This is a genomic window from Hahella sp. KA22, from assembly GCF_004135205.1.
Classification (GTDB): Bacteria; Pseudomonadota; Gammaproteobacteria; order Pseudomonadales; family Oleiphilaceae; genus Hahella.
This window is the reverse complement of record NZ_CP035490.1, coordinates 4,934,999-4,960,973: the sequence shown is the minus strand read 5'-3', so window position 1 is coordinate 4,960,973 and position 25,975 is coordinate 4,934,999. Positions and strand designations below refer to the sequence as shown.

General features: G+C 52.0%; 22 protein-coding genes. 12 read left to right on the top strand and 10 right to left on the bottom strand.

Features of this window, described 5'->3' with window-relative positions:
• Positions 1-76 precede the first annotated feature (76 nt).
• From EUZ85_RS21815 to EUZ85_RS21800, 4 genes are all read left to right on the top strand, one after another.
• On the top strand, positions 77-1,726 hold the full coding sequence (locus tag EUZ85_RS21815) for a methyl-accepting chemotaxis protein (protein WP_127971893.1): 1,650 nt from the start codon (positions 77-79) through the stop codon (positions 1,724-1,726).
• A gap of 174 nt (positions 1,727-1,900) precedes the next feature.
• Positions 1,901-2,539, top strand: coding sequence for a hypothetical protein (locus tag EUZ85_RS21810; RefSeq protein WP_127971891.1), 639 nt, complete (start codon positions 1,901-1,903; stop codon positions 2,537-2,539).
• A 93-nt stretch (positions 2,540-2,632) separates the two neighbouring features.
• Positions 2,633-3,331 (top strand): hypothetical protein, encoded by a 699-nt coding sequence (locus tag EUZ85_RS21805; RefSeq protein ID WP_127971889.1) that lies wholly within the window; start codon positions 2,633-2,635, stop codon positions 3,329-3,331.
• Complete coding sequence (locus EUZ85_RS21800) at positions 3,331-3,870, top strand: hypothetical protein (RefSeq protein WP_127971887.1); 540 nt, start codon at positions 3,331-3,333, stop codon at positions 3,868-3,870. The genes EUZ85_RS21805 and EUZ85_RS21800 overlap by 1 nt, the downstream gene beginning before the upstream one ends.
• A 5-nt stretch (positions 3,871-3,875) precedes the next feature.
• Here the strand turns inward: EUZ85_RS21800 and dinB are convergent, their stop codons facing one another.
• Entirely contained in the window at positions 3,876-4,946 is a 1,071-nt protein-coding gene (gene dinB, locus EUZ85_RS21795) for a DNA polymerase IV (RefSeq protein ID WP_127971885.1), read from the bottom strand.
• Positions 4,947-5,051: 105 nt separating this feature from the next.
• Entirely contained in the window at positions 5,052-6,008 is a 957-nt protein-coding gene (locus EUZ85_RS21790) for a LysR substrate-binding domain-containing protein (protein WP_127971883.1), read from the bottom strand.
• 387 nt (positions 6,009-6,395) lie between these two features.
• On the opposite strand from EUZ85_RS21790, the gene EUZ85_RS21785 reads away from it, so the two are divergent.
• From EUZ85_RS21785 to EUZ85_RS21775, 3 genes are all read left to right on the top strand, one after another.
• Positions 6,396-7,796 carry an MATE family efflux transporter gene (locus EUZ85_RS21785; RefSeq protein WP_127971882.1) on the top strand — a complete coding sequence of 467 codons (1,401 nt, stop codon included), beginning with the start codon at positions 6,396-6,398 and terminating at the stop codon, positions 7,794-7,796.
• Positions 7,797-8,126: 330 nt separating this feature from the next.
• The gene (locus EUZ85_RS21780; protein WP_127971880.1) at positions 8,127-8,699 is read left to right on the top strand and encodes a hypothetical protein; all 573 of its coding nucleotides are present in this window, start codon (positions 8,127-8,129) and stop codon (positions 8,697-8,699) included.
• Positions 8,700-8,777: 78 nt separating this feature from the next.
• A complete protein-coding gene (locus tag EUZ85_RS21775) occupies positions 8,778-11,330 on the top strand; it encodes a reprolysin-like metallopeptidase (protein WP_127974536.1) in 2,553 nt (850 codons plus the stop codon).
• Positions 11,331-11,414: 84 nt separating this feature from the next.
• Here EUZ85_RS21775 and EUZ85_RS21770 read toward each other — a convergent pair whose 3' ends face one another.
• The gene (locus tag EUZ85_RS21770; protein WP_011398090.1) at positions 11,415-11,642 is read right to left on the bottom strand and encodes a hypothetical protein; all 228 of its coding nucleotides are present in this window, start codon (positions 11,640-11,642) and stop codon (positions 11,415-11,417) included.
• Positions 11,643-11,663: 21 nt separating this feature from the next.
• A complete protein-coding gene (locus EUZ85_RS21765; RefSeq protein ID WP_127971878.1) occupies positions 11,664-11,942 on the bottom strand; it encodes a Cro/CI family transcriptional regulator in 279 nt (92 codons plus the stop codon).
• 108 nt (positions 11,943-12,050) lie between these two features.
• Here EUZ85_RS21765 and EUZ85_RS21760 point away from each other — a divergent pair, with 108 nt between their 5' ends.
• The 4 genes from EUZ85_RS21760 to EUZ85_RS21745 all read left to right on the top strand — a co-directional run bounded on the left by EUZ85_RS21760 (position 12,051) and on the right by EUZ85_RS21745 (position 16,324).
• Entirely contained in the window at positions 12,051-12,473 is a 423-nt protein-coding gene (locus EUZ85_RS21760) for a transcriptional regulator (RefSeq protein WP_127971876.1), read from the top strand.
• 347 nt (positions 12,474-12,820) lie between these two features.
• On the top strand, positions 12,821-13,261 hold the full coding sequence (locus EUZ85_RS21755; RefSeq protein WP_011398087.1) for a hypothetical protein: 441 nt from the start codon (positions 12,821-12,823) through the stop codon (positions 13,259-13,261).
• Positions 13,262-13,420: 159 nt separating this feature from the next.
• A complete protein-coding gene (locus tag EUZ85_RS21750; RefSeq protein WP_127971874.1) occupies positions 13,421-14,698 on the top strand; it encodes an NAD(P)/FAD-dependent oxidoreductase in 1,278 nt (425 codons plus the stop codon).
• 144 nt (positions 14,699-14,842) lie between these two features.
• Positions 14,843-16,324 (top strand): OmpA family protein, encoded by a 1,482-nt coding sequence (locus tag EUZ85_RS21745; protein WP_127971872.1) that lies wholly within the window; start codon positions 14,843-14,845, stop codon positions 16,322-16,324.
• Positions 16,325-16,438: 114 nt separating this feature from the next.
• Here EUZ85_RS21745 and EUZ85_RS21740 read toward each other — a convergent pair whose 3' ends face one another.
• From EUZ85_RS21740 to malT, 3 genes are all read right to left on the bottom strand, one after another.
• Positions 16,439-16,696 carry a GrxA family glutaredoxin gene (locus EUZ85_RS21740; protein WP_127971870.1) on the bottom strand — a complete coding sequence of 86 codons (258 nt, stop codon included), beginning with the start codon at positions 16,694-16,696 and terminating at the stop codon, positions 16,439-16,441.
• A 177-nt stretch (positions 16,697-16,873) separates the two neighbouring features.
• Entirely contained in the window at positions 16,874-18,217 is a 1,344-nt protein-coding gene (locus EUZ85_RS21735) for a glucan 1,4-alpha-maltotetraohydrolase domain-containing protein (RefSeq protein ID WP_127971868.1), read from the bottom strand.
• A gap of 197 nt (positions 18,218-18,414) precedes the next feature.
• Entirely contained in the window at positions 18,415-21,138 is a 2,724-nt protein-coding gene (gene malT, locus EUZ85_RS21730; RefSeq protein ID WP_127971866.1) for an HTH-type transcriptional regulator MalT, read from the bottom strand.
• 313 nt (positions 21,139-21,451) lie between these two features.
• On the opposite strand from malT, the gene EUZ85_RS21725 reads away from it, so the two are divergent.
• Positions 21,452-22,252, top strand: a complete 801-nt coding sequence (locus tag EUZ85_RS21725) for a UPF0149 family protein (RefSeq protein ID WP_127974535.1) — start codon at positions 21,452-21,454, stop codon at positions 22,250-22,252.
• A gap of 44 nt (positions 22,253-22,296) precedes the next feature.
• Here the strand turns inward: EUZ85_RS21725 and EUZ85_RS21720 are convergent, their stop codons facing one another.
• From EUZ85_RS21720 to EUZ85_RS21710, 3 genes are all read right to left on the bottom strand, one after another.
• Complete coding sequence (locus tag EUZ85_RS21720; protein WP_127971864.1) at positions 22,297-22,986, bottom strand: sensor histidine kinase KdpD; 690 nt, start codon at positions 22,984-22,986, stop codon at positions 22,297-22,299.
• Between the two features lie 6 nt (positions 22,987-22,992).
• Positions 22,993-24,618, bottom strand: coding sequence for a tetratricopeptide repeat-containing response regulator (locus EUZ85_RS21715; protein WP_127971862.1), 1,626 nt, complete (start codon positions 24,616-24,618; stop codon positions 22,993-22,995).
• Between the two features lie 336 nt (positions 24,619-24,954).
• Positions 24,955-25,713 carry a PleD family two-component system response regulator gene (locus tag EUZ85_RS21710; RefSeq protein WP_127971859.1) on the bottom strand — a complete coding sequence of 253 codons (759 nt, stop codon included), beginning with the start codon at positions 25,711-25,713 and terminating at the stop codon, positions 24,955-24,957.
• Positions 25,714-25,975: the final 262 nt, after the last annotated feature.

Sequence of the window (25,975 nt, the reverse complement as noted above, 5' to 3'; positions counted from 1 at the left end):
TATTGACTACACTTTTAAAGTCTAAGCCCCGTTGAATTGATTTGCGACGCAAGCATCCGCGAAAAGGGAGTATTTCATGAGGGAAGCGCATCCTGCCACCGCTATTGACCGTTTCTTCGCCCAGTTGACCCTGAGACAAAAATTTCTGGGGCTCAGTGTGGTCATCATGATCATGTTTATCGCGTCCAGTTGGTATAACGCCAGTTTGACCCGTGAATCCCAGCGTGACGCCCTGCGTGAGAGCGCAATGAATATGGTGGAGGCGGCCCTTCATAACCTGAAACAGTACAAAGCCCAGCACCCGGATGAATTGAATCAGTACATTGGCGAGATGCTTGGCGGTCTGCGTTGGGGAGAGTCCCTGGACGGCTATGTGTACGCCTTCTCCGTCGACCAGAAGTTTGTCGCGTTTCCCCCTAAACCGGAATGGGTGGGGGAGCCGGTTCCTAACATTGACCTTAATGAAGGCGGGCGCTTTGGGGATGTGGCGACGCAATGGTTTCGCGCCGGCAAGTCCGGTTTTGTAACCTACCAATGGCGTAAACCGGGAAAAGACGCGCTGGTCGATAAGACTACATACATCGAACCCTGGCCGGAGCAGGGCTGGATTATTGCTTCGGGAATATATCTTGATGATGCGGATGAGCTGTATCAAGAGACATTGACCCGTCTGGTTTGGGTGAGCATTGGCGTACTTGTCGTCATGTTCGCCGCGTCTCATTTCGTCGTTAATGCGATGCAGCGCAGTTTCTCAAGAGTGGTGGCGGCGATGGAGAATCTGGCGCGGGGTAACCTGACCTTTCATCTGGACTGTATCGGGCGTGATGAAGTATCCCACATCAGTCGCGCCATTGAATCCACCCGTCGCTCACTGGCGGATTTGATCGGAAAGCAGATGGAGATCAGCCGCTCTCTGTCGGATGAGTCGAAAGAGCTTTCCTCCCGTATGGCGACGGCTAAACGGGCGATAGACGACGAGTCTTCTCAGCTTGAGCAATTGTCGTCCGCCATGGAAGAGATGGCGGCGACGGTGAGGGAAGTAGCGGAACACGCCAGCACTACCTCCGCCGCGACGCAGGCGACGAATGAGCGCGCGTCTACGGGCAATGAGCTGGTAGGCGATGCGGTTAACGTCATCAATAACCTGTCGCGCAACCTCGATAACTGCTCCAAGGCGGTGACGGACATCGCCAATCAGGTGGATACGATTTCTTCCGTCACCGATAGCATTGAGAGCATTGCGGAACAAACCAATCTGCTGGCGCTTAACGCTGCGATTGAGGCGGCGAGAGCGGGAGAAAGCGGGCGTGGCTTTGCGGTTGTGGCGGATGAAGTGCGGCAACTGGCGATGCGTTCCCGGGACGCCACGGGTGAAATTAATGGCACCATTGAGGCGTTGAAGAAACAGGTGCGGGATGCCGTTGAACTCATGAGCGCCAGCGTCGAAGTAGCGGAAACCGGTTCCTCCAAAGTGGGCGAATCAGGAGAAATGTTTGACGGTATCGTCACGGAAATGGGGGAAATCACCAACCGTAGCCTGCAAATCGCCACCGCTGCGGAACAGCAGGGCAGTGTCGCCGGTGAGATGACCGCTAACCTCGCCCATGTGCGGGACGCGGTCAGAGATACCGAGCAAGTGGTGAGCAAATTGTTTGATTCTTCCAAAAATCTCAGCAACCGGGCGGCGCAGTTGAAAGAAATGGTCTCCAATTTCAAGGTGGCTTGAGAAACATTTTTAAACAATCGGCGCATAACTTATTGACGCTATTCGTGATATACAATCCTGTAAAGGTCCAACCAAGCATGCGGGGAGTACCGGCTTATAAGAGGCCGTCATAGTTTGTCGGACTAACAATTAGAATAAAGAAAAGTTGGGTTAAGCTCACATGGAGGGCAGTGCATGGGCTTACACTTGCACAGTTTTAAATATGCGGCTGGCGTCTCTCATTCGTCGTTAATATTGTCGCCAATGGCGTTAGCCTTAGGTGTCGGACTGGGAAACGGCCTGTTCTGTTCTTTGATCGACGATGCGATCGGGCGGGACTTCACTTACTATCACCTGTTTCGCCTGGGACCCAGCCTGATGCTGAGTCTGGCGATCATTGTCTGGATTGCGCGTTTCCATACAGTGAGCGGAAAAGGCGCGCTGGAAATCAGCGGTAAAATATTTCTTGGATGGGCCACAGCGTTGTTCATGGGCGAGACGTCCATGGAAGTCTCTATAACGTTAAAGTGGGTCGGCATCGCCGTTGGCGTCCTGATTGGCGGCGGATGCGCATATTGGGCGTTTCATCCATATCTGAAAAATTCCCCTCCCTTGCACGATGCGCTGGTCAAACTGACGTCCATCACCCTACTGGGCGTCGCCTGCGTCATGCTGCTGTTTGAAGTCATGGAAAATGACGCAATCCAAAACTGGCCTCCTCTGCTGAGACGCCTGCTCGGCAACGCTATCCTGTTCACCCCCTGGACTTATATCGTGCTGATATGCGCTGGCGGTTGGTTGGTCAAGGAGGGTGGGAATAGTCAAAGGGGTTGAGGGAGTAGTCTCTTTGATATATTCATAGGGGGGAGGGTATGGCATATAGTTGGTGCCTGTATATCTAACTCACCTCTGTTTTAAGGAAGAATTATGCCTGCTTCTACCACTTTACCTGAACATATACAATCTTATATTAGGCGAAGCTTGATTGATCGTGAATATATTGTGGGGGGCGGGGCAGATAAAAATGATGCACTTAGCCATGTTGTAGGTTCTACAAACTTGGTTAAAGTTGATATTATAGACAGGTTTAACTTGTATAATTCTAGTGATAGGGAAGTATATTATCGAGGGCATGAAGAAGAAAAGGAGTTGTTGGAGGAAATAGTTAGGGACTGGAAGTCATATAAGTTTAATAATCTTCGCCTAACGGGACATAGCTGGGGTGGGCAGGCTGTAATGAATATTACCCAAAAATTGTTTGTCAAAGGAGTACCTGTAAAGGAGCTAATTACACTTGACCCTGTTTCAATGCTCCCATTAGCAAGGCCACAGGCTGAGAAATGGGTTAATGTCTACATTCGTCAATCTATTTTGGATAATACTATAGGGAAGCTTCCTTTGGTAAATCAAGTTGTCAGCAGCGTTGCTTCGCTTCCCACTTTATTAACAGTAAATGGGCGAGCAGGTGGCTATATAGCCAACATAGGTAGTCAGTTGGGGCATGAAAATGGCGCGTATAATTATGAAATGGATGTCTCACATGCAAATGCAGGAGAAATGTATAAAAAAGCATTATCTTTGTTGGAGAAAGCACCAACAAGTCCCAAAGCTATGGGGGTTCGATAGTGAAGAAAATAGTGTTTCTTGTTGTATGCTTTTCATTATTTGGTTGTGCTGGGTCAGTCAATATCAGTCAGCAGGAAATTCGGCATGTAAACATTTCTACCAGTGATGGAATGGATCTTCCTCATAGCTTGGTGGTGATGTTTGAGTCTGACCAGAAGCAGGTTCTTGAAAGCGCCCCTGTTTTAAGGTCGGATTTTACCCTGTATAGCGCTCAAAACGAGAAAGTTCTCAGTGGTACGAGCTTGGTGAGCTATTACTTAGGTCACGTAAAGGCCATCGTAAACACCCAACCGGGCAGTGAGTACAAGTATGCTACGGTTCTGGTAAAAAATTACAGGGTAAGAGGGCGTTTGTCTGGTAGTCATGAGGAACAATCTGTAGACATTCGCAAACAGCCTTTTTCCTATATGACATTGTCTATTGCTGCACCGAGTGTCGGACTGCCCAAATCCTTGGTGTCCAACACTATACGGCTATCAAAAGAGGAAATTCTCGCCGCGCTTGAACACGATGGAGAGAAACTTTCTTATACGCCATAGAGGCCTCAAAACAGCGAGAGCTGTTCCCCAATATTGTTATTTTTAGGGTCTTTTAGTCTGACCCCCATCCCCAGCAGGCGTACGGGTTTTTTCTGGCGCGCCCAGGCGGCGCTCATTAGACGCAGGTAGTCGGGGAGGCTTCGCCACTGGCAGCTGTAACCCGGTAGGAGTTCTTCAAGGGTGGTCTGGGTGAAGTCGGCGAACTTGACTTTGACGAAGCGCTTGTTGACCAGGTAGGCGTCACTGATGCGGTTAAAGCGTTCCAGCAGTTCTTCGAAAAGAGGTTCGCAGCTGTCGAGAATGGCGTCGAGATTTTGCAGATCGTGATCGTAGGTATGTTCGACGGACAGGGACTTGCGCACCCACTCTGTCTGTACGGGACGATTGTCTACGCCACGCGACAGGTTGTAGAGGCGTTCGCCGTAGCTGCCGAAATAGCGCTCCAGATCGTCTTTGGACAGACGCTGCAAATCGCCGCAGGTGGTGATGCCCAAACCCTCCATTTTGGCCGCTGTCACTTTACCCACGCCGTTGATTTTGCGAACGGGGAGGGTGGGGATGAAGTCTTTTACCTCTTGCGGCCGGATGACGAAGATGCCATCGGGCTTATTCCAGTCACTGGCTATTTTGGCCAGAAACTTGTTCGGGGCGACTCCCGCCGATACCGTCAATCGTAAGTCTTGCTTCACGCGGGCGCGAATTTCCTCGGCTATAAGCGTGGCGCTGCCTTTACAGGCTTTGCAGTCGGATACATCCAGATAGGCTTCGTCCAGGGACAGCGGCTCGATGAGATCAGTGTAGTCGCGAAAAATCTTGTGAATATCCTTGGATACGCTGCGATAGACCTCGAAGCGGGGACGAATGAACACTAAATCCGGGCATAGCAGAACGGCTTTCGCCGAGGACATGGCCGAACGCACGCCAAATGCGCGGGCGTTGTAGTTGCAGGTGGCGATGACGCCGCGTTTGTCAGGGCTTCCGCCCACCGCTACCGGCAGATGCTGCAGTGACGGATTATCGCGAATTTCTACGGAGGCGTAGAATGAGTCGGCGTCAATGTGGATGATTTTTCGCATAAAGCCTGTCTGCAGGCGGCCTCAACGGCGATTAACGTATGGCCCAAGGATAACGTCTCAGGATTGTGCGAGCCAGCCCATGCGCGCCATGACCGAGGATTTAGCCTACTTGCCCAGAGGCGTTAGTGAAGGCAGCAGCCTGATCGTTTCCAGCCGCTCCATATCCTCCTGCAGACCCGCTATCAGCCAACGCTTGAAGGTAAGAATGCTGGGGTCGGAGGCGCGTAGTTTCTGATGCACAAAATAATAGCCCCAGCCGCTGTCGTGGCTATGATTGCGAGGTGTGGTAAGAATTCCGTTTTTCAGCTCATCCATTATGAACAGTGGGTCCGCCAACGCGACGCCGTGCCCCTGAATGGCGACGGTCACTGGCATGTCCAAGGTATCGAATATCAGCCCCGAAGACGGGTCTACGCCGGATACTGGGTTTTTCGCCAACCAGTTGCGCCAGTCTTCGTGAGTAACGGATGGGTGCAGTAGCGGCAGGTTGCGAATTAGGCGACTCCAGTCATTTCCGTGCTGTTTCAGGAGTGATGGATGGCAAACCGGCACCAGTTGTTCTTCCCGCAACAAATTAGCTGCGCCGTTATCCCTGCGGCGACCGCAATGTAGCACGATATCGTAGTGATCCAGGTCCAGGTCTGCTTCTTTCTCCGCTGACAGCCACATGGTCGTGATTTTCAGCTGCACGTCCTTTAACTCCCGCTGCAGCTGCGGCAGTCGTGGAAACAACCAACGGACGGCGAGGGAGGGCGTTACTTGCAAACGCAAAATATCTTTCTGGTGGGAAGACGCCGCGTCGCAGGCTTTGACCAATTGATCAAAAATATCCCCCAGGCTGTGAAAAAGCTTTTCCCCTGCTTCCGTCAATTTGATATGCCGCGCCCGTCGCAGAAAAAGAGGCTGCTCAAAATATTCCTCAAGTAATTTAACCTGCTTGCTGACCGCGCCTTGCGTCACATTCAGTTCGTGCGCGGCGACGGAGAAGCTGAGTAGTCTGGCGCTGGCCTCAAAGGCTTTTAACGCGTTTAGCGGCGGTAATTTTCTGGGACGGATTGGCATGAAAAAAACTCATGTATAAAGGCAAATGTTTCGCTTGTGAATATTGCCGCTCCAACCTAATTTAGGCAACAGCTTTGTTGCGGCGCCGCTATCGGTCTCCTCTAACTGGCTATGCTTGGAATGAATACCTATCTAAAGCAGACGAATTCCGAGCGACAGTTCCAATTATTAATCCGGCAGACAAATAGCTTCCTTCTATTTGTCTGCAACGACAGGGCCTGCACAGGTCAGGCCCTGTCTCCCGCGGCTTGTCGCCGCGCAGGCGCGTCCATGCGCCTGGTATTAACATGCCAATATCATTGCCATGTTAATAATTAAGTGAAACTAATTAACAGGTGTGTGATGAAGGCTCGTCGTGAGACGTTGCCGAAGAGTGAGCAAGGAAAAATGAGCAGGTTAAGAGAAGTTCTGAAATTATCCCTTCCGTTATCAGCGGCCCAGGTTGCGCAGTCAGCCATGATTTTCTGCGACTCCGTTATGTTTGGGATTTTGGGGGTGGAAGAGTTGGCGGGCGCCGGATTGGGCGCAGCTATCTTCAACTTCATATTGGTGGTGATCAGCGGTTTGCTTGCAGCGGTCGCCAACGAGGTCGCTTTTCATACTGGCCGTGGCGCGCGGCAGGATATCATCCGTATTGTCAAAGCGGGCCTGATTCTCGTTGTAGTAATCGCCGCCATGGTGGCGCTGGCGATGAAAGTGACGCCTGCGCTTTTATTAAACATGGGGCAGGAGCCACAGGCGGTTGAGTTTGCCTCACAATATCTGGGACAGGCCGCCTGGATCAGTTTGCCCGCGTTTACCTTCATGGTGTTGCGGGGACTGGCCGCTGGCATGTCGCGCACTACCTCCATTATGCGCATCAGCCTGGCGGCGGTTGTTCTTAACGTACCGTTGAGTTATGCGCTGATGACCGGCTGGCGCTTTTTCCCTGAACTGGGTATCGCCGGCGTTGCGATTGGTACGGCTTTGGTGTGCGTGTTCATGTGCGTCATGCTTGTATTGGACTTGAACCGTTATGCGGAAGTCCGCGAAGTGCTGGGTAGCCTGACTAAAGTCAAAACCCGTTTGGTGGATTTCAAACCCTTCTATACTCTGGGGCTGCCAATCATGCTGGCCTGGACGATGGAGGCGGGACTGTTCACCGCCGCGACCTTATTGGCGGGCGCTATGGGCGCGGTGGCGCTGGCGGCGCATCAGATTGCCCTACAGGCGGCCTCCATGTCATTCAATATTTATATTGGATTTGCTCAGGGCGCTTCCATCCGGGTAGGCCAATGTTATGGCGAAGGCCGCATGGGAGAGTTGAAGAGCTACGCCTGGACCGGTCTTTCATTGGGAGGGTTATTCTGCCTGGTGTCCGCATTGGTATTTTTATTACTTCCTGAACAGATCGTGGGCCTTTTTACCCTGGGCGGTGAAGGGGCGCTGGATCAGGATGTAATGACGCTTGGCGTCAGTCTGCTTGCAGTTGCTGCGATTTTCCAGGTAGTGGACGGCGCTCAGGTCATCATGATGACCGCCCTGAGGGCCTTGCGTATGGGAGCGGCGCCCACCTTGATTACGGTGGTTGGATATTGGCTGGTCGGCTTTCCGGTGGCGTGGCTGTTAAAAGGCCAGTGGGGAATAGTCGGCGTCTGGATGGGATTGGGCGTTGGGCTTGGATTTACAGCAATATGTCTTACCACACTGTTCAACTGGCGTGTGAACCGAGCGCTAAAAGGAGAATTACGGAAAGAAAACAGTACTTTTGTAACGGCGCCAACTGAGTCCCAATTAACTCACAACTAAGCCAAATGGCCGGCGCGTCAATCGTTCTTTTCCATTAAACTGCCTATAAATTCAATAGGTTGTCGCACCTTATTAAGCATGAGTCGATTTTAGGCTGTGCATGACATGCCAGAGGTGCGGCGACCTGTTGTAGTAAGAGGCGGTCTTCCTTCTCATTCTTACAAAAACTATATAGTAGTCCGCCTCGAATCCGTTTATATATTGAGGATTAACTTGGTTGTGTTCGTTTTTTGATCGCAACTGATCGCAGTTTCTCTCGGGGGTATAGTGCAGTTACGCAAGTCCATAAAGTCAGCGCAGCAGTTTGCTTTGATTGGAGGAATCGTTTTGATGTCCCAGGCCGCAAGTGCTGAGATGTCATTCTGGTCACCCGTTGCGGAGCCGCAGAAAACGCAAGAATTTCCGTATTTTGCTGTCGCCTTGAAAGGCGAGGAGCTGCGCGCATACCTGAGAGCCGCCCCTCAAGAGGGCTCCGCGGAAGGGCTGTCTTTGACTTTGCCTATGCCGGATCAGCGCTTTGTTTTGGTTGAAGCGTATGACTCGCCGGTTATGGCCCCTGAGCTTGCTGAAAAGTTCCCCAATATCCGAACTTACAAAGTTCATGGCGTGGATATCCCCACCTTGTCAGGCCGCATCGATTATACCGATGCAGGCTTCAAGGCTTTTCTCACCATGGATGGCCGTAGTGTATTGATAGAGCCCGAAAGCCGGTTTTCCGATAGGAAGTCGGAGGATCGCTACCGGGTTTTCTTCAAACAGGATCTGCCATATATCCCCAAACCCGTTGAGCCTCAAGGCGCGCTTGTACCGGATCAAGCCGGGAATAGCGTCGAGCCCTATGAAGAAGTGGCGAACCCCGGGTTCTTCTCACGGATGTGGCGATCCATAAAAAATTGGTTTTAACCGCCGGTGAACTAGCCAAAGCCCCTGCTTTCAGGGATTGGCGTCAGAGATTTTTATCAGGTATTTGAGTTGATGAGCATGAATAAAGCAGCATTTTTTGTGGCGTCGCAGTTAGCGCTGGCTATCGCCAGTGTCTCTCATGCCCAATCCCCCGATGGATTGTGGTTGGACATGGCGGGCAAGGCGCAGGCGCAGACTGAGTCGGCGTTTCACTATCGCGGAATCGCGGCGGACATTGAGCGCCTTAAAGTCTATCTGCAAGACGCCCCCCTTGAAGGCGCGTTAGAAGGATTGCCGTTTTACTACCCTAAACCTGATGGCGGCTTTATTTTGCTGGAGGCGTTTTACTCGCCTGTCATGGCTCCAGAGTTAGAGGCCAAGTATCCGGAGCTGCGCACCTACAAGGTATTTGGCGTTGAGGATAAAGGCGTCAGCGGACGTATCGACACAACGCCTCGTGGATTCCACGGTTATGTTAATACTCCGGAAGCCACTCTGGTCATTGAACCGGAATCCAGCTTCAGCGACACAGAGAGCGTCAGCCAATATCGCGGCTTTTTCAAAGCGGACATGCCAAGTAAAGAGCCTTTGCAGTGTGAAACGGCGGAGCATGATCATGCTGCGGAGAGTGACGAATACAGTTATCTAAAATCTCTTGAGGTGCCTGTACTGGCCGAACGAGCAAGCTTTGGCGATAGTTATAAGGTATATCGTCTGGCTATGGCCGCTACCGGTGAATTTTCAGCCTCTGTTAGCAGTGACTCAAGCAATCCTTCTGTAGCGGAAACTCAGGCATTTATTGTTTCTGTCGTTAACCGTCTGAACCAGATTTACGAAAAGGAAGTCGCGGTTCGCTTACAACTGGTTGGGAACAACGACAAAATAATTTATACCAATTCAACAACTGACCCTTACACAGGCGGTAGGGCGACTAATGGATCAGATATCCTGCTTAATGAGAATCAAGCGACGCTAGACAGTGTCATTGGTTCCGAAAATTACGATGTTGGCCATTTGCTCAATCAGGTTGGAGGTGGTCTGGCGTTTGTTGGCGTCTTTTGCAACAGCAGTGGCTACAAAGCTAAAGGGCGGACTGGGCTAGGCAATCCTGATGGTAGATTTGAGTATTTTGTCACCGACTTATTAGCCCATGAATTAGGTCATCAGTTAGGGGCTGGGCATACATTCAATGCGGTAAGCGGCGGTTGTAAAGATAACCGGTCGTCCAGCAGCGCATGGGAAGTTGGGTCTGGTTCGACGATAATGTCATACTCGGGATTGTGTTCTCCTCAAAATATACAGAATAGTGCCGACGACTACTTTAACGGGGGCAGTCTGGAGCAAATCCACAATCATCTTACGGGTAGTGGGGCTAGCTGCGGAACGCCGGTAAATACCGGGAATGCAGTTCCTACTGTGAATGCAGGTCCGAGTTACACGATTCCCGCCCGGACGCCTTTCATGCTCACGGCGACGGCTAATGATACTGATCCCGGCGATTTATCTGGACTAACCTATACGTGGGAGCAGCAGGACAGAAGTGATAGCGGTGGAACCTCTGATGCGGTTGAAATGGCCACTGATGATGGAAAGCGTCCTTTGTTCCGTTCTTTTCAAGGAACGACTTCATCTACGCGTTATTTCCCCAAATTGGATGCAATTCTTTCTGGTGATCTAAGCAGCTCTCTAGGGGAAACTCTGCCTACGACCGACCGTGATCTTAATTTCAGGGTTACCGTTCGCTCTGGCGACTTCGGCGTGAACCAGGATGACGTCAGGTTGACGGTTGATGGCGACTCAGGCCCATTTAAAGTAACGGCTCCAGGCGCTGGGACATATACCGGCGGACAGCAGGTGGATGTGACTTGGAACGTAGCGAACACAAATCTGGCCCCAGTCAGCTGCAGTCAGGTGGATATCGAATTATCGAAAGACGGCGGCTCCACGTTCACAACGATGATTAAAGCCGGCGCGTCCAATGATGGATTCGAGAGAGTGGTTGCCCCCAATACGGACACCGCAAATGGGCGGATTCGGGTGAAGTGCAGCGACAACGTATTCTTTGACGTTTCCCCTGCTAACTTCTCTCTGGTTTCTGTGAATACTTCGGGGAATATTTCCGTCAGCGCGGTCAGTGCGAACCAAGTTGAAGGAAATAGCGGGCAGACTGCTTTTACCTTCCAGGTTTCCCGTCAGTACGCGATTGTTGACATGACAGTGGATTACAGCGTAGCAGGGGCGGGCGCTAATCCCGCCAACGCGACAGACTTCGGTGGCGCAATGCCTTCCGGATCAGTGAGTTTGGCTGCGGGTCAATTCAGTAAGACGTTTATGATTAACGTCTCTGGCGATACGACATTTGAGACGGATGAGTCTTTCACGCTGACAATAAGCAATCCCTCTTCTGGAACTATTAGTCAGGCTACGGTCTCAGGTGTCATCGCGAACGATGATGAAGAGCCGACTGGTGGTAGCGACTCAGGAGGTAGCGACTCAGGTGGTAGTGACTCAGGTGGTAGTGACTCAGGTGGTAGTGACTCAGGTGGTAGTGGCGATTCCGGCGGTGGCGGCGCAGTTTGGCTGATGTTGGCGGCGCTGGGTTGGCTGCGGTTTAAATTTCCTCGTAAATAACGCCAGCCGTAAGTTAAGAAGGTGAGCGCAACGCTCACCTTCTTTTAAAATATCTGTCGATGACTCAGGTCGATAAATCTGGGTTCAACTTTCCTCCTTCCTTTGTTCGCCTGTCGCTTTTTCCTCAAATCGAGTGAGGGGAATCCAAAACCGGTAAAGCATGTCTTCATAGCTGGGGAGCTTCTTGAATGCTTCGTAGTTTTCTTTCATCAGGCGTAGCCGCAATTCCGAGGCTTTCGCATTTCTGATGAAGAACAGCAAACACAATGCAGTCATAATCAATATGGCTCCGGTCAGGCTTAGTAACAGCATGGGCCTCCCTTTGCTATTCCTCTATATTCCCTTGGTAACTTTGTCCGCATCGCCGGTTTTGTCGCTTTTGGCTTTTTGTCCAATCTTTACATTTTTCTTCAGAGTTTGAGTGGATGATTTACCTTGTCTGCTTCGCTTCGATGAAACCTTTAGAACGCCGTCGGTCAGAACCTGCAATTGCCATTGTCGCAGCTCAGGCACCGAGTCTCCCCACTCATAAACAGCTTGGGTGGTGATTCCTAACGTTTTGGCGACGTTCGCCACCGAACCGAAGTAAGCAAGTACTTCCGCTTTCGTCATAGCTGCCTCCTTACATCGCGCGTTATACAAGCATAATTGCTTAAATAAAGCAAGCATATTTGTAGCAAGGCGGGTTACAATGCGGCAAACTACAAAGCTGGCTTGCATATGTCTGTAACCGAAAGAATCGAACAACTACTACTCGAAAGGGGCGTTCATCGCCGTCAGGTAAAGCGGAAGATCTCTAACGCTTGCGGAGTCCGTTATGAAACTGTACGTCAGTGGTTTAACGGCACGATTGCTGAAGTAGGCGCGAATTACCTTTTGATTATTGCTGACAAATGGGACGCCAACTTCGATTGGCTCTACACCGGCAAGGGCTCAATGGAAAAGCCCAAGATCAGTGAAGAGGCCGCTTCTTATCTGCCCGAGGAAAAAAGGGCATGGTTGGAATTGTTCGATAACACGTCTGACGTTGAGCGCGCCTATATGCTCAATGAGTTGAAAAGGTTCCGTAAGTCTATTCAAAATCCATATGAAGGGTTGGAGCCGGCCTCTTTCTCAAAAAAGGAAGAAAAAGTTAAAAGCTGATAACTTGTTGGCTTTTAACTGAAAGTTGTACTTCCGTCCAAGTCTCTAACTGACTTTCACATCGGAGAGTCAGTTTCCCGCCACGAATCGATCCTTCTTCTTACCTGTTCTTAATATTTTGTCTTCTTTTTCGTTTGCTGAGCGATTGCGTTTGCGTTTTTAGCGAAAGTGCATCGGGCCCAGTGTCCAAGGCCTATCTGAGGGAATGAAAAGGGGTGGGGTAACGGCGAAATCCAGTTGTACTTTTATTAATCATTGTCAATGTAATAAAAAATCTTGGAATTAGGCATGCAAGCTTGTATTAATGCGAGATACAATTTACAAATCTTAACAAAGCTGGCTTGCATATGAGTGTTACAAAAAGAATCGAAAGACTACTACTGGATCGGGGAGTGCATCCCCGGAAAATTAAACGGGAAATCTCCGTCGCCTGTAACGTGCGTTACGAAACCGTGCGCCAATGGTTTAACGGGGATATTTATCAGGTGGGAGCGGATTACCTGATTACCATTGCTGACAAATGGGACGGCAACTTCGAATGGCTGCGTACAGGCGATGGCCCCATGTATCGCGTACGTATGGAAGAAGATGGACCTGTCTATCAATTGCCGCCTGAGAAGCAGGCCTGGTTGGATCTCTACGATCGCACAACCGAGTTTGAGCGCACGTTGTTGGTGTCGGAGTTGGATCGTATCCGTCACGCTTTCCGCAAGCCCTCCGGGCCAAGCGTCAAAAGAGGACATAACGGCGCTGCTGTAAGGATTCAGGAAAGCCCCGTCGCATCCTGACGGGCCTTTTTGTCGTCTAAGTCGCATATGCGTGGTTTGCAGCTGTAGCGAAGTGGTGCGGCTTTGAATTATTCTGCTGAGTCTCAGGAAATGCTGGAGACAAGGCGGCGGCAGGATTGAGCCGCGTCAGAGTGGAATTGACGACAAAGAGGGAAGCGCATGGCGACTATTGTTATTTTAGGCGCGGGCCTGGGTGGAATGCCCATGGCGTTTGAGTTAAGGGAAACATTGAGTAAAGACCACCGTATTGTGGTGGTGAGTGACAAAGACTATTTTCATTTCGTGCCGTCCAATCCATGGGTGGCTATCGGATGGCGGGAGCCGGAAGCGATTAAAATTCCGCTGCAGTCCCCCTTATCCGGCAAAGGCGTAGAATTGGTGGTCGGCGCAGCGCAAAAAGTCGACCCCGCCGCCAGCCTCATAGAACTTAAAAATGGAGACAGCATCTCCTACGATCATCTGATCATTGCGACAGGTCCTCGTCTGGCGTTCGACGAAATTCCAGGACTGGGTCCTGGAGGCTACACCCAATCTATTTGCCATATAGATCACGCGATAAAAGCTAACCAGAAGTGGCGAGAGTTTGTCGAAGATCCTGGTCCTATAGTCGTTGGCGCGGTGCAGGGCGCTTCCTGCTTTGGACCGGCCTATGAATTTGCCTTCATAATGGATCGTGACCTGCGTAAACGGCGTATTCGCGACAAAGTGCCCATGACCTTCGTCACTTCTGAGCCTTATATCGGTCATCTTGGTTTAGGTGGAGTCGGTGATAGCAAAGGCATGTTGGAGTCGCAATTACGACAAAGACATATCGACTGGGTTTGCAACGCCAAGGTTGAGTCTGTCGACGATAAACTCATGACCGTCATGGAAGTGGATGAGATGGGAGAAGACAAACATCGCCGTGAATTGCCCTTCAAATATTCCATGATGCTGCCCGCCTTTACTGGCATTGATGCGTTGAGAGAAGTCGAAGGCCTGGTGAATCCCCGTGGCTTTGTCGTGATCGATAAACATCAGCGTAACCCGACTTATCCCAATGTATGGGGGATTGGCGTGGCGGTTGCGATTGCGCCAAAGGAAAAAACGCCTGTTCCGACTGGCGTTCCTAAAACTGGTTATATGATTGAAAGTATGGCGACGGCGGTGGCGAAAAATATCCAGGCGACGCTTGCCGGCGCTGAACCTAAAGCGGAGGCGACCTGGAACGCGGTGTGTCTGGCGGATATGGGGGACACCGGAATCGCCTTTGTGGCGATTCCGCAGCTGCCGCCACGCAACGTGAACTGGATGCGTGAGGGCAAGTGGGTGCATGTCGCCAAGGTGGCGTTCGAGAAGTACTTTCTTCTTAAGCTGCGTAAAGGTTCTACAGAGCCGCTATTTGAGCGCTACATATTAAAGGCATTCGGTATCGAAAGGCTGAAGGTTCCCTCTTAACCACTATCTAAACGTCCGCCAATCAGACTTTTCTAACGCGTCAGCCTAAGCGGGCGGGCGCGTTTCTCCCTATTATCGTGACGGAAAATCAATCCAGAAAGCGCTTATATTTCCTGCAATTACGTCCACTCATAGGGGAGTTCCATGCTTAGAAGGTTTACCGCTGCTTTGATTGGTGTTTTGAGCGCCGCCAGTGTTTATGCCGACAATCCGGACCATCCGTTGTTAAGTCGTTATCCTGGCGCCACAGTTAGAACCTATCTGCAGATCGATTATGCGCCGTTCACCATTCCCGCCAGCAAACTCAGCGGCGAAGACAAGCCTTACGAATATGAGAAGTTAAGCCTGACCGGCGACTTGACCCAACATTTCTATAACCTCGAAAACGTCTCCACACTAAAAGTTTATAAGAACTATCAGGCCGCGCTGGAAAAAGGCGGTTTCAAATCTGTTTACCAGTGTGAGTTAGAGCAGTGCGGCTCGGAATATCAAGTTGCTGAGTTGGGCGCTTTGGTGTCTTCGAATGACAGCGTCTACAACTACTACCGCAAACCTTACTACATGGTTTACGAGAAGGGCGCGGAAAAAGGCAAAGTCACAGTGGCGCTGTTCATTGGCGGCTATGAAGACGAGGTCGCCGTACAGCAAGTTATCGTCGAAGAAGAACCTCTGCAGAACGACCTTATCGCTATGAATGTCGATTATCTCGGGGCGCAGCCGCCCGCGACGGTAACGAAAGCGAATGACCCGGATGCGACGAAGGAAGATCATCCCTTGCTGCCACGCTATCCCGGTGCGGATTTGCGCCAACGCAAAGTGGTGGATTATGAGCGCATCAGCATCCCTGTTTCCGCACTAAGCGGCGATGACAAGCCATATCAGTTTGAGACTTTGGACTTGGTTGGCGATCTTTCCAGACACTATTACGAACTGGAAAATGTGTCCACTCTGAAGTTGTACGAAAATTATAAAGCGGCGTTGTCTAAAGGCGGCTTCGCTACTGTGTATTCCTGTGAGCTGCAGCAGTGCGGCGACGAGTACAAGTCCTCTCATCTCGGTGGACTGATTTCACTTACAGAATCCGTTTACAACTACTACCGTAAGCCGTATTTCATTGTAGCCTCAAAAGACGCAGCAAAAGGCAAGGTTTACGTCGCCTTGTTTATCGGCGGTTATGAAGATGAAACGGCAGTGCAGCAGATCATTCTGGAGTCAGAGGCGCTGGAGGATGATCTGATTACGGTGGATGTGGACAGTCTGAGTCGTGATATTGACGAGACTGGAAAAGCGCTTTTATACGGCGTGTTATTTGATACGGACAAAGCAGTCGTCAAAGACGAATCCAAACCTACTTTAGACGCAATCGCCGGCTTGTTGAAAAAGCGCCCAGACCTGTTGCTCTATGTGACAGGCCATACCGATGACACAGGGGCATTTCAGCACAATATTGAGCTGTCCTCAGCGCGGGCGAAAGCAGTTGTTGAGCGCTTGATAAAAGACTATGGCATCGCACAGGCGCGCCTGATTCCTTACGGTGTGGGCCCAGTAGCGCCGGAAGCGGGTAACTATTCTGATGCAGGAAAAAAACTTAATCGCCGGGTTGAGTTGATCCGGCGACTCCAGTAGTTGGCTTGTATAGCGTTGCGTCATCAATAGAAGATAAAAAGAGGCCCTGATGGCCTCTTTTTTTTGTGTTGTCCAGCGCGTCAGGACGTTAATGCTGAAGCCGCTGCTGTTTGGTCAGTGCGTCAGGTTCTGACGTACGTAGCTCTCGAACTCATTACAGCCGCCGATGTGTTCTTTATCGATAAATATTTGCGGTACGGTCTGGACCGGCTTGCCGACCGTTTTCTCCAGGTCAGCCTTGCTGATGCCTTCCTCATGAATGTCGATGTAGCGGAAATCGAAATATTGTCGCTGATCTTTCAATTGCTCTGCAATTTGCTTGGCTCTAACGCAATAAGGGCACCCTGATCGACCGAAAATCACTGTATACATGACTGATACCTCCGTAGGAGCGTTTAAAACAATGCGACTTAGATTATACGTGGGGATGAGAGGAGGAAAATTGATAGTTAATAACGTTTTGATTGATTTTTGTTATTGGTATGCGTCGAAATTGTGTCTATGGAGCACAAGAATCCCGGGCGTCAGCCGCCCGGGAGAGGGTCTGCGTTACTGACGCCAGATGCGGATGCGGCCATTGTCCTCGTTGACCGCCAGGCTCCAGGAGCCGCCCGCCACTTGATTTGGCGAGTTGAAGTTAGAGTCGATGGCGAACAGCAACTTTCCATTGCTGCCGCTTGTAGTTCCCACCAATCCGCTGAATCCATCATGGAATTGTACACCGGAGTAGGCTTTCACGCCAGCGGACTTGCGTAGTTGGATCAGGTTGCGGATGAAGCCGCGCATTCCCCAGTCATACATATGTGGCCAATACACAACCGGCGTGCCGGGGCTGGAGAGAATGTAGGCGTAAGCCATCTTGCGTTTCCAATCCGGCAGCGCCCAATGATGCTGGCCGCCGAGAGGGCCGGGTGAATAGCCTGTGTCGTGATTGTCGACAAATGTGACCGCAACTTCACGCCATTGAGCGCTGGGGTTGCCATTGAGTCCGTATCTCCAGTCTGAAATGGAGCCGTTTTGCATACGTTCTTTCAGCGCAAAGTCGAAGACGGAGCAATCGGAGTTGTCAGTGAAATCTTTCAGTATTTCCTGCCAGCTGGCGTTGTGTCGCCAATCCCAGGAAGGGAATTCGCTGGGACCTTTCCATAACTCGCCAACGCAATAGCCGCTGTCCAGAGAGGCGCTCATCCAGGCGTTGATACGCTCTGGCGCGTAGCCTCGGACGAAGTCAAAACGGAATCCGCCCGCGCTGTAGTTGGTCTTCAAGTTGACCAGCTCATTCTTAAACAGGTTGTATACATCTGGATGAGCAGTGCTGAAGTCCGAGCCGCCGTCCATGAAGGGGTCGCCATCGTCGCAGGAACTGCAGTCGGAGCGATAGTAACCTTGCCCGGATGGGTAATTGAGAGAGTCATTGGTGTGACCGCGATCATGATGGTTGGGCACGATGTCGTAAATGACTTTTACGCCTTTGTTTTTCAGGGCGGAGGCGGCCTGTTTCAATTGTCCGTCGTCGCCGTAGCGGCTGTTTTTATTCATATCGGCCCAAAAGTAGCCTTCGCCGCCGAAGCGCGTATCGCTGGACGCTTGCCATGAAGAGTTGTCTCTCCAGGGCGCCGGCATCCAGATGGCGGTGAAGCCGTCGTCGCTGATTTGCTGGGCCTTACTTTGCAGGATGTTGTACCAGTTGTTTTCCGCAGTGCGTACGACGTTCCAGTGGAAACCCTGCAGGATGATTTCGTCGCCGCCATGAAAGCGGACGCCGGAGCCGCTTTTGCCTGAGGTGTCGGCGCTTGCTGCGCTTGCGGAAACGCCTAGTACGGCGGCGGCCGCACAGGCGGCTGCGTGTCGGATGACGAGAGAAATTCGGGTTGGACGATGAACTTTCAACATAATGAATGAGCTCCGGTATTGTATTTTTTCTGAAGTCCATATTGGTTCATCCGTACGCCAAGCTCGTGAAATTGGCGGCGGCCGTCATGGCCGCTTCGGATGTACGTTACCCTTTGATCATAACCAAGGCGAGCTTGGGACGCTTCCATGCAAACGGGGGATTTACGGGGGGATTTTCAGCGTTTAGGTCCGCCGGCCTACCCCTGTTCGCCAAGGCCGGCGACCCGGCCCTGCGATAAGTCGAGGGAAACCCGCCGGGCTTCTACCCGACTAGAAATGCCCAGTTTCTGGTACACGTGCTTGATGTGGCTGCGAACGGTGCTTGGCGCCACGTACAGGCGCTCGGCGATACGCTCATTGCTGCTGCCTTCGCCAATCAGACGCAGCACCTCCCACTCTTTTGGAGTAAGCGCCAACGCTCTGGCTTGCTCTGGCATATTGCGCGTTTTCTTCTGCGGTCTATGCTGGCGCTTGGATAGTTCTAATACCCGTTGCAGGTGTCGGCGTTCGGCGCTGGACAAGCGTGAGTCCTCCATCATTGCGCCATAGAATTCCAGTAGCCACTCCGGCGCCTGTAACAAGCTGGCGATTGCGCGCATGGGGTCCGCCAGCTGCAATGCGCGCAGCAAGGCGTTGCTGGCCTCGTCCTCTTTTCCCAGGCGCAGACAGGCCCAGGTTGCGAGAATCTGGTTTTCCATCTCACAGAGGCGCAGGCCAAACTGGCGAGCCTGAGAGGTCAGTGGTTGCAGTATCTGCAGCGCTTCGTGGGATCTGTCCAGGCTGAGCAACGCAAAGGCGAGGTTGCGCGCCCGGCGTTGTTGAAAATGACTGGGCGCTGGACTGGGAGCAGGCTCAGCGCTTAACCACTCGTTAATGGCGGATAGACTGCGCTGTTGTCGCCAGTAGCGAAGTTGAATGGATGCGGACAGGGCGCGCCAGTCCGAGTGGCAACGATGTTCGCGCATTAGCAGTGTATTTTTGCGCAGATAAGTTTCCGCTGCGCCAGCTTCGCCCTGCTGCAACGCAATGCTGGCTTTCAATGCGTTGAGAGGGATGGCGCAATGGGGTTCAAGATGCTCCACGATGCGTAGTCCTGCATCACAATGCTGAGCGGCTTCATGGCACTGTAGCCACTCGATGAGCAGGTCGGCCCGTTGTCGATGAATGAACTCCATGACCGGTGTTTGTGCAAGATGGTGCTCCCGCGCCAGTTGTAAGACGATAGTCTGCTGTTGGTGACATCCCAACAGATCCCCCTGATGACGCAGAACATCCGCTTGTTGTCCAAGCGTCCAGAGTAGGCCGTGCATGGAATTGGCGGCGCGTGCGGAAGCTTCCGCCTGAATAAATGCGTCCCGCGCCTGGTCCAGTTCTCCCCGGCACACGTGCGTTTCACCCAGAACTGACAGGGCGATGGCGGCTGCGTTGGAGGCGCTGGAGCTGATCGCCAAGGCCTGACGCGCATGATTGTGCGCGGCTTCAATATCCTCCACTGTGGCGTATAACTGGGCTTTGAGTGCGCTGATTTCGGCGCTGACCTGTCGCCACTGCGTCTCCTCTTGCTGGTCCGGCAAACGTTGTTCTGCTTGATTGAGCGCTTCCTCCAGCGATCCGGGGTCGGCCTGCGTCAGACATACCCAGGCCCGCAGCAGCGCAAGTCTGTTGTCGTTAGCGATGGCGGCTTCGGGAAGGGCGTCCAAGCACTGTTCAATGAGGCTGAGCTGTCCCTGTTCAAACAGCGCCCAGCCATGGACAGACAGCGTCTCTGCGATCAGCGCTGGGTCGCCTACCTGCAATAGATGAGTCAGTGCTTCCGCCGTCTGGGCTTTCTGCAACCACCATTCGTATGCTCTTCGATGCAAGTCGACGATAGCCTGTGGAGACGCTTGAAGCTGTAGCTGATGACGCAGAAACTCGGCGAAAAAGGGATGGTAGCTGTACCAGGTGCGATACTCATCCAGCGGGGCGATGAACATGCCGCCTTTCTCCAGATCCTGCAGCATGCCGAAACTTTCTTTCTGTTCAGTCAGCGCCTGCGCCAGTTCGGAATTGAAACGCTCCAGCACACTGGTTTTTAGTAAAAACGCCTGACGCTCTGGCGATTGTTTGCTGAGCACTTCCTCTGCGAGAAAGTCCAGCACATGCGCGTGGGCGCCGTTAAAGCGCCTTAGATAATCATTAAATGAATCCTTCGGGGGCGCCGACAGCGCGATGATCTGCAGTCCCGCCGCCCAGCCTTTCAGGCGCTGCAATGTCTCCTGTAATGCTTGCGGGTCGTCGATTCGAAGATCATTTTTTTCATGAAGAAATTGCCGGGCTTCCTCCAAAGTAAAGCCAAGCTCATCAGCCCCGATCTCGTGCAGCATGCCGCGTACCCGCCAATTCGCTAAACCCAGCGGCGGCTCGGATCGCGTCAGGATAAAAAGACGTAGCGCGGGAGGCTGATGCTGAATAAGAAACCGCAGCGCCTCATGGATTTGCTCGTTTTGCACGCGATGGTAGTCATCCAGCACCAGAATGAGTTGTTGATCCAGAGCGCTTAATTCATTGCACAACTTTCCGGTGAGCCAGATCAGATCATAGTCGGATAGCGCTTCTTCTGCGCGCGACAACGGTCCCTGGAGCTCCGGCGCCTGATGAGACAGCGTCGCTGTCAGATAGCGTCCAAATAGAGTGGCGTCGTTATCCAGCTCATCCAGGCTGAGCCAGGCGACCCGCCCTGGCTGACGGCGGCGCCAATGAGACATCAACGTGGTCTTTCCGAATCCTGCCGGCGCGCGCACGATGCATAAGGGCTTGCTGGCGGCGTCAAGCAGGGCGGCCTCCAGGCGTGGGCGGCTCAGCACGTGAGGGCTGGTTTGCGGCGGTGAAATCTTGCTGGGAATCAGCGGTCTTGCTTCAGGTGCGTCGCTCGTTGTCATAAAGGTGCTCCGCCGGCGGCCTCTCGCTGACCGTCACGGCTGTTTATTTTTGTTATGGGCCGCTTTGTTTGTTATGTGCAATGGGCATGTTGGCGGCGTTATTACAGAGAATGGTATGGGGGTAGAAAATACGGGTAAACAGCCGCTCAAGGGGGGAGGTGGGGATGAGTGGGGGAGTAGTCGATATTTTCTTTGGGCGTAGAAAGGGGCGTACTCCGCTGAGGCGAGTCTGGCGCGCCCTGGAGCCAGCGCGAGGACGCGCCGGGGCCATATTAAATTACTAACAATATTGCCTGTTTCGTTTTACACTTGAATGAATTACAGATTATTAAAAGGATCGAGTGGTATGGGAGTTGAATTTCCTTCCGTATACCCGAGGGGACAAGTCGCTTCGGGCTATGAATCTGATCCGCGATTTATTGACCTGCGCGCATTCTTGTGTGACGCCGAACGCTGTGAGGACTTGCTTAATTACAATCAATGTCACGGTTTTTTGTTCGGATTAGCCTGTTGCCCCGTTGAAATAGACGAGCAAGACTGGCTCCCCGTCGCATTGGGAGAATGCTATCAGGAAGAGCTGCGCCAAAGTGACTCGACAGTGATCGAGGACATGAAAGCGCTGTATCAGGAAGTTCGCGGACAAATAGAAATTGGCGCACCGACACTGCCATCAGACTGCCTGTTCAGCTGGGACACCGAGGAGCGCCGCAGTTTCGAAAACTGGTGCGAGGGCGTTATCCTGGCGGATGAGTGGCTGGCGCCAAATTGGGTGCGCGCTTTGGGGATGCTGGCGCAACGCGATCCTGGCGGCTACGAGAAAATGTCACGGGATCTGGATGACACCATTTCGATTCTGAAAGTCTTTCAGGATGTGGACGCAGCACTGGAGATTCTGGAGCGTGAAGGCGCCTCTCAGCAGGATGATTTTCGCGAGGAGTTGCGTGGCGCACATGAAGATCTGAATGGGTATCTCATGCGATACGCCAAAGCGGGGCGGGGCCTGTCTGTTTACTTTCAGCACCATGATCCGCTGGTGCGGGAAGAGCCCAAAGTCGGTCGTAATGATCCTTGCCCTTGCGGGAGTGGTAAAAAGTTCAAGAAGTGTTGTCTGTGAGTTTACGCTGGGCCGCCGGTGACCCCGGCGGTGGGCGAACGGACTCAGGGCAAGTACATTTCAAAGACGCCGCCATTCAGTGCGCCGCCGTTGCGCAGTGAAATTCTGCCTGTTTTTCCTTTTTGCATGTGCAGCTGCGCGATACGGTGGGCGAAATACAGTCCCAGATTGGTGCTGCCTGACTCGAAATCCACTTCCGTTGATAGCTGCTCTGGAATCTCCACCATCTTGGCGGGAAATCCCTGGCCATCATCTTCGATCGTGATGTAAAGACCACCCTCTTCGGTTCTGGCTGACACCCTGATCTGGCTGCGGCTGTAACGAATCGCGTTGGCGAGAATGTTGTTCACTACGCCGGACACCAGGTCGTTATCAAAATACCCCGTTAATCTCTCGTCGCAGTCTACCTCGCAACGCATGTTGCGAGCGGCGAAAAGAGGATGGTAGCGCGCGACTTGCTCTTCCAGAAAATCCAGTACGAAGTGTTCATCGATGTCTGCGGTCAGCATGTCTGCATCCAGCTTGTAAAGGCTGAGTAGCTGCACCAGGTCGTTGTTCACCCGCGCAGCTTCATATTGCAACGTCGCCATGCGTTGAGCAATGGGCAGATCCAGCTCCGCGATTTCGTGATTCACTTCGTCCAGCGAGTGCAGCAACATGCTCAGAGAGTTCTTCATATCGTGCACGCTGGCCGCCATGATAAAGCTGAAGTCCAGTTTGTTTTTCTGTGTCACGGTGCTTTAACCTCGTTGAATTTGCTGGTATCGCTGCAACAAGTGTTGATAGCGTTTGTACTGTCTGTGTTGCGGCGTCAGTCGTTGCAGCCGGCTCAGACACTGCTGCGCGAGCCCCTGATACTCCGCATTCAGTTTGGACTGAGCGGCGGATTTGATCAGTGTTTGCAGCAGGTTTAGATTCAGGCCGACATGAGCCGGTGTAATCGCCATCGCTTCCTTGAATACGGCCACCCCATCCGACAAGGCGCCTTCCTCGTATAGCTGTATGCCTTTTCTGTTGAGTTCCCGAGCTTTGATTCGTTGTTTCAGGCTGACAGGTTCATCGCGCAGTTCTTCTATCCGGTCTTGTAGCTTCTCATTATCCGGATACTTGGCGGCAAGCTCGGTCAGCAGCTGTTCAGCTTCTTTCTCCTGATTTAGTGCGTATAACGTTTGCGCCATTTCCAGAGTGAGGTCCGGGTTGTCCTTGGCGGCTTCGTCAAAGTAGGTTTGCGCCTGCTTCAGCGCTTTGGCTCCTTCTTGGGCTTTGCCTTGGCCGGACCAGACCCTGGCCTCAACCATATGGCTTTTCAGTTGTGTCGCTGGATCGTCTTTATACTTTCTGCGGATGCGTTCTAGCGCTGCGTTGGCTTCCGAGGCCAGTTTTTGGCCTTGTGATGAGGTGTCGCCCTCCGACAGGTCAGACAGGCAGCGGGTGAAATCCAAATACAAATCTGGTGATTCGTGGCAGGAATACTCGCTCAACTTGTTGGTCTGTCGGTACGCTTTGGAGGCGGTTTCCAGGTCATGCAACGAGCGACTGATCTCCGCCAGCTCTTTTTGGCGCAGCAGGGCGCGAGGGGAAATTTCCACCGCTTGCTGCAGTGTCCCTTGGGCTTTTTTGCCGTGGCCGATATGACGCTGCGCTTTGGCCAGCCAGTCATAGGCTTCCACCAAAAGAGGCTGCTCTTCAATCAACTCCTCGAACTTAACCGCCGCCTCTTGCGCATTGCCTTCCGCCAATAGCACTTTGCCAAGTCCCAGGCGGGCCCAGTCCAAGCGGCGTTTTTGCAGGATGTCTTCATAAATCTGCTTGGAGTGCACCAGATCGCCACTGAGATAGTACAGGTTCGCCAGGGTTTTTACGGTCCAGGAGCGGTATTTAGTGTTGGCCTTGAGATGTTGATTGCATAGGGTAATCGCCTTGGAGTAATCCTCCAGATCAATCGCGCGATTGATATCTGCTGTGGCCTCCTTTTGCTCCATTAGCTTATCAAGGCGGTTTTGCAGTATGGACTGAGTGATGGGCTTGGTGATGTAGCCGTCAGGCTGGCACTCCAGTGCGCCAAATACCATGTCTTTGGCGGCTTCAGCGCTGACCAGCAAGAAGATATCTGTATTTTTCAGCAGCTTACGGAAGCGCAACTCTTCCAGCACTTGTTGTCCGTTCTTGTGCTCCCCCATGTTGTAGTCACAGAACACCACATCATAATGCTTGCGTAAAAACAGCTGCACCGCATCTTCGCCGTTGCGGGCGCTGTCGATATCCTCCGCGCCAAGTCGGCGCAGCATTTGTTTGAGTGAGAAGATGAAATTGTCAAAATCATCAACCAGCAGAAACTTTTTCTTTTGATAAGTCTTGAACAGCATTGCGCTATTTCCCGGCTATTGGCTCACTGAGATGAACTTGGGTTTTCCGTATTTAAGCAGGCGCACTGCGCAGCAGACATCTTTGATGAAAGCCCAGAAAAACAATTGGTGTAATGCTCTCTTTCTAAAGAATTACTTTAAGTAAGTGTAACGGATATTTATTTTCTTGCCTGAAACGAGGGTAGAGACTTGCGCGATAAGGCCCTGACGTTGGTGCGCTTGGCAAGAGTTGCAATGATGGGCGAGATTAGGGAAGGAGGGGGAGATATTAAGAGAGCGCACAAGCGCCCTCTAGTTCAAGGTTGCTACAGATTCTGTTACTGACTCTTTTCGTGATCAGGTTTCTTCCATGATGGCGATCAGCTCGTTCAGAACCTGTCTGGCGGAATTCACCTCTTTTTGCATGGCTTCGAAGGCGGAATCCAGAGAGTTCAACTTCAGCCCTGTCAGGATGAATACGACGATCATCGCCCATAGCGCAATGCGCAGACGGCCATTCTGTTTTTTCAGTTCTTCCAGTGGTTTCCAGTAGCGCTCGTTTTGCTGCGTTTCCAGCTCGCTGCGTAGAGATGCGATGCGCTGCTCCACGTGATCTTCCATTTTCTGCTGGCCTGGGCGCAACGGGACGACTTTGCGTGGCGTGGCGTGCTGCTCTGTGGTCATAGGCGTCTGGCCGATCGCCTCCGCCACAGTGTTGACGCTTGTTTCGGTGCGAGCCAGTTCCTGCTGCATATAAACATGTTCGACGAGCAGATATAAACGTTCGCGGTCAACCTGTTTGGTGATAACTCCCGCCGCGCCAAGGGCCTTGGCTTCTTCCTGATATTTCATGGCGTTCTGGGAGGTATACATAATGACGGGAATCTGGTTGGTTTCCGGATTTTGCTTTAACGCTTTAAGTGTCTGGAAACCATCCATGCCCGGCATAAGATGATCGAGAAAGATCAGGTCCGGGCGTTCTGCGGGAACCAGTTTCAGGGCTTCTTCACCTGAGCTGGCCTGACGGGTTTTAACGTCCATGCTGTTAAGGACCTTGGCCAGCATAATTCGAGCTGTCGCTGAGTCGTCAACGATGAGAGCGGTTTTCTGAGCCATTTAATGTTCCTTAATCGCCTGTCTTTTCAGCAGGAGCAGGCCTGCTATACGTCGGAAGAGAAAGCGTCTCCGACATTCGACGCCGTCCAATAATCTTAATAACTTTTAATATAGCAACAGCCGAATAATGAAGCTGTTATGCCAAATAATGACGCTTCTAACATAGATTGCAGATTATTCATTTGGCGTTAATTTTAGCAACCCTATTTTAGGCCTATGAAATATAGGCGTACGGGTCGATAAGTATAGGCTTTATGGTCTA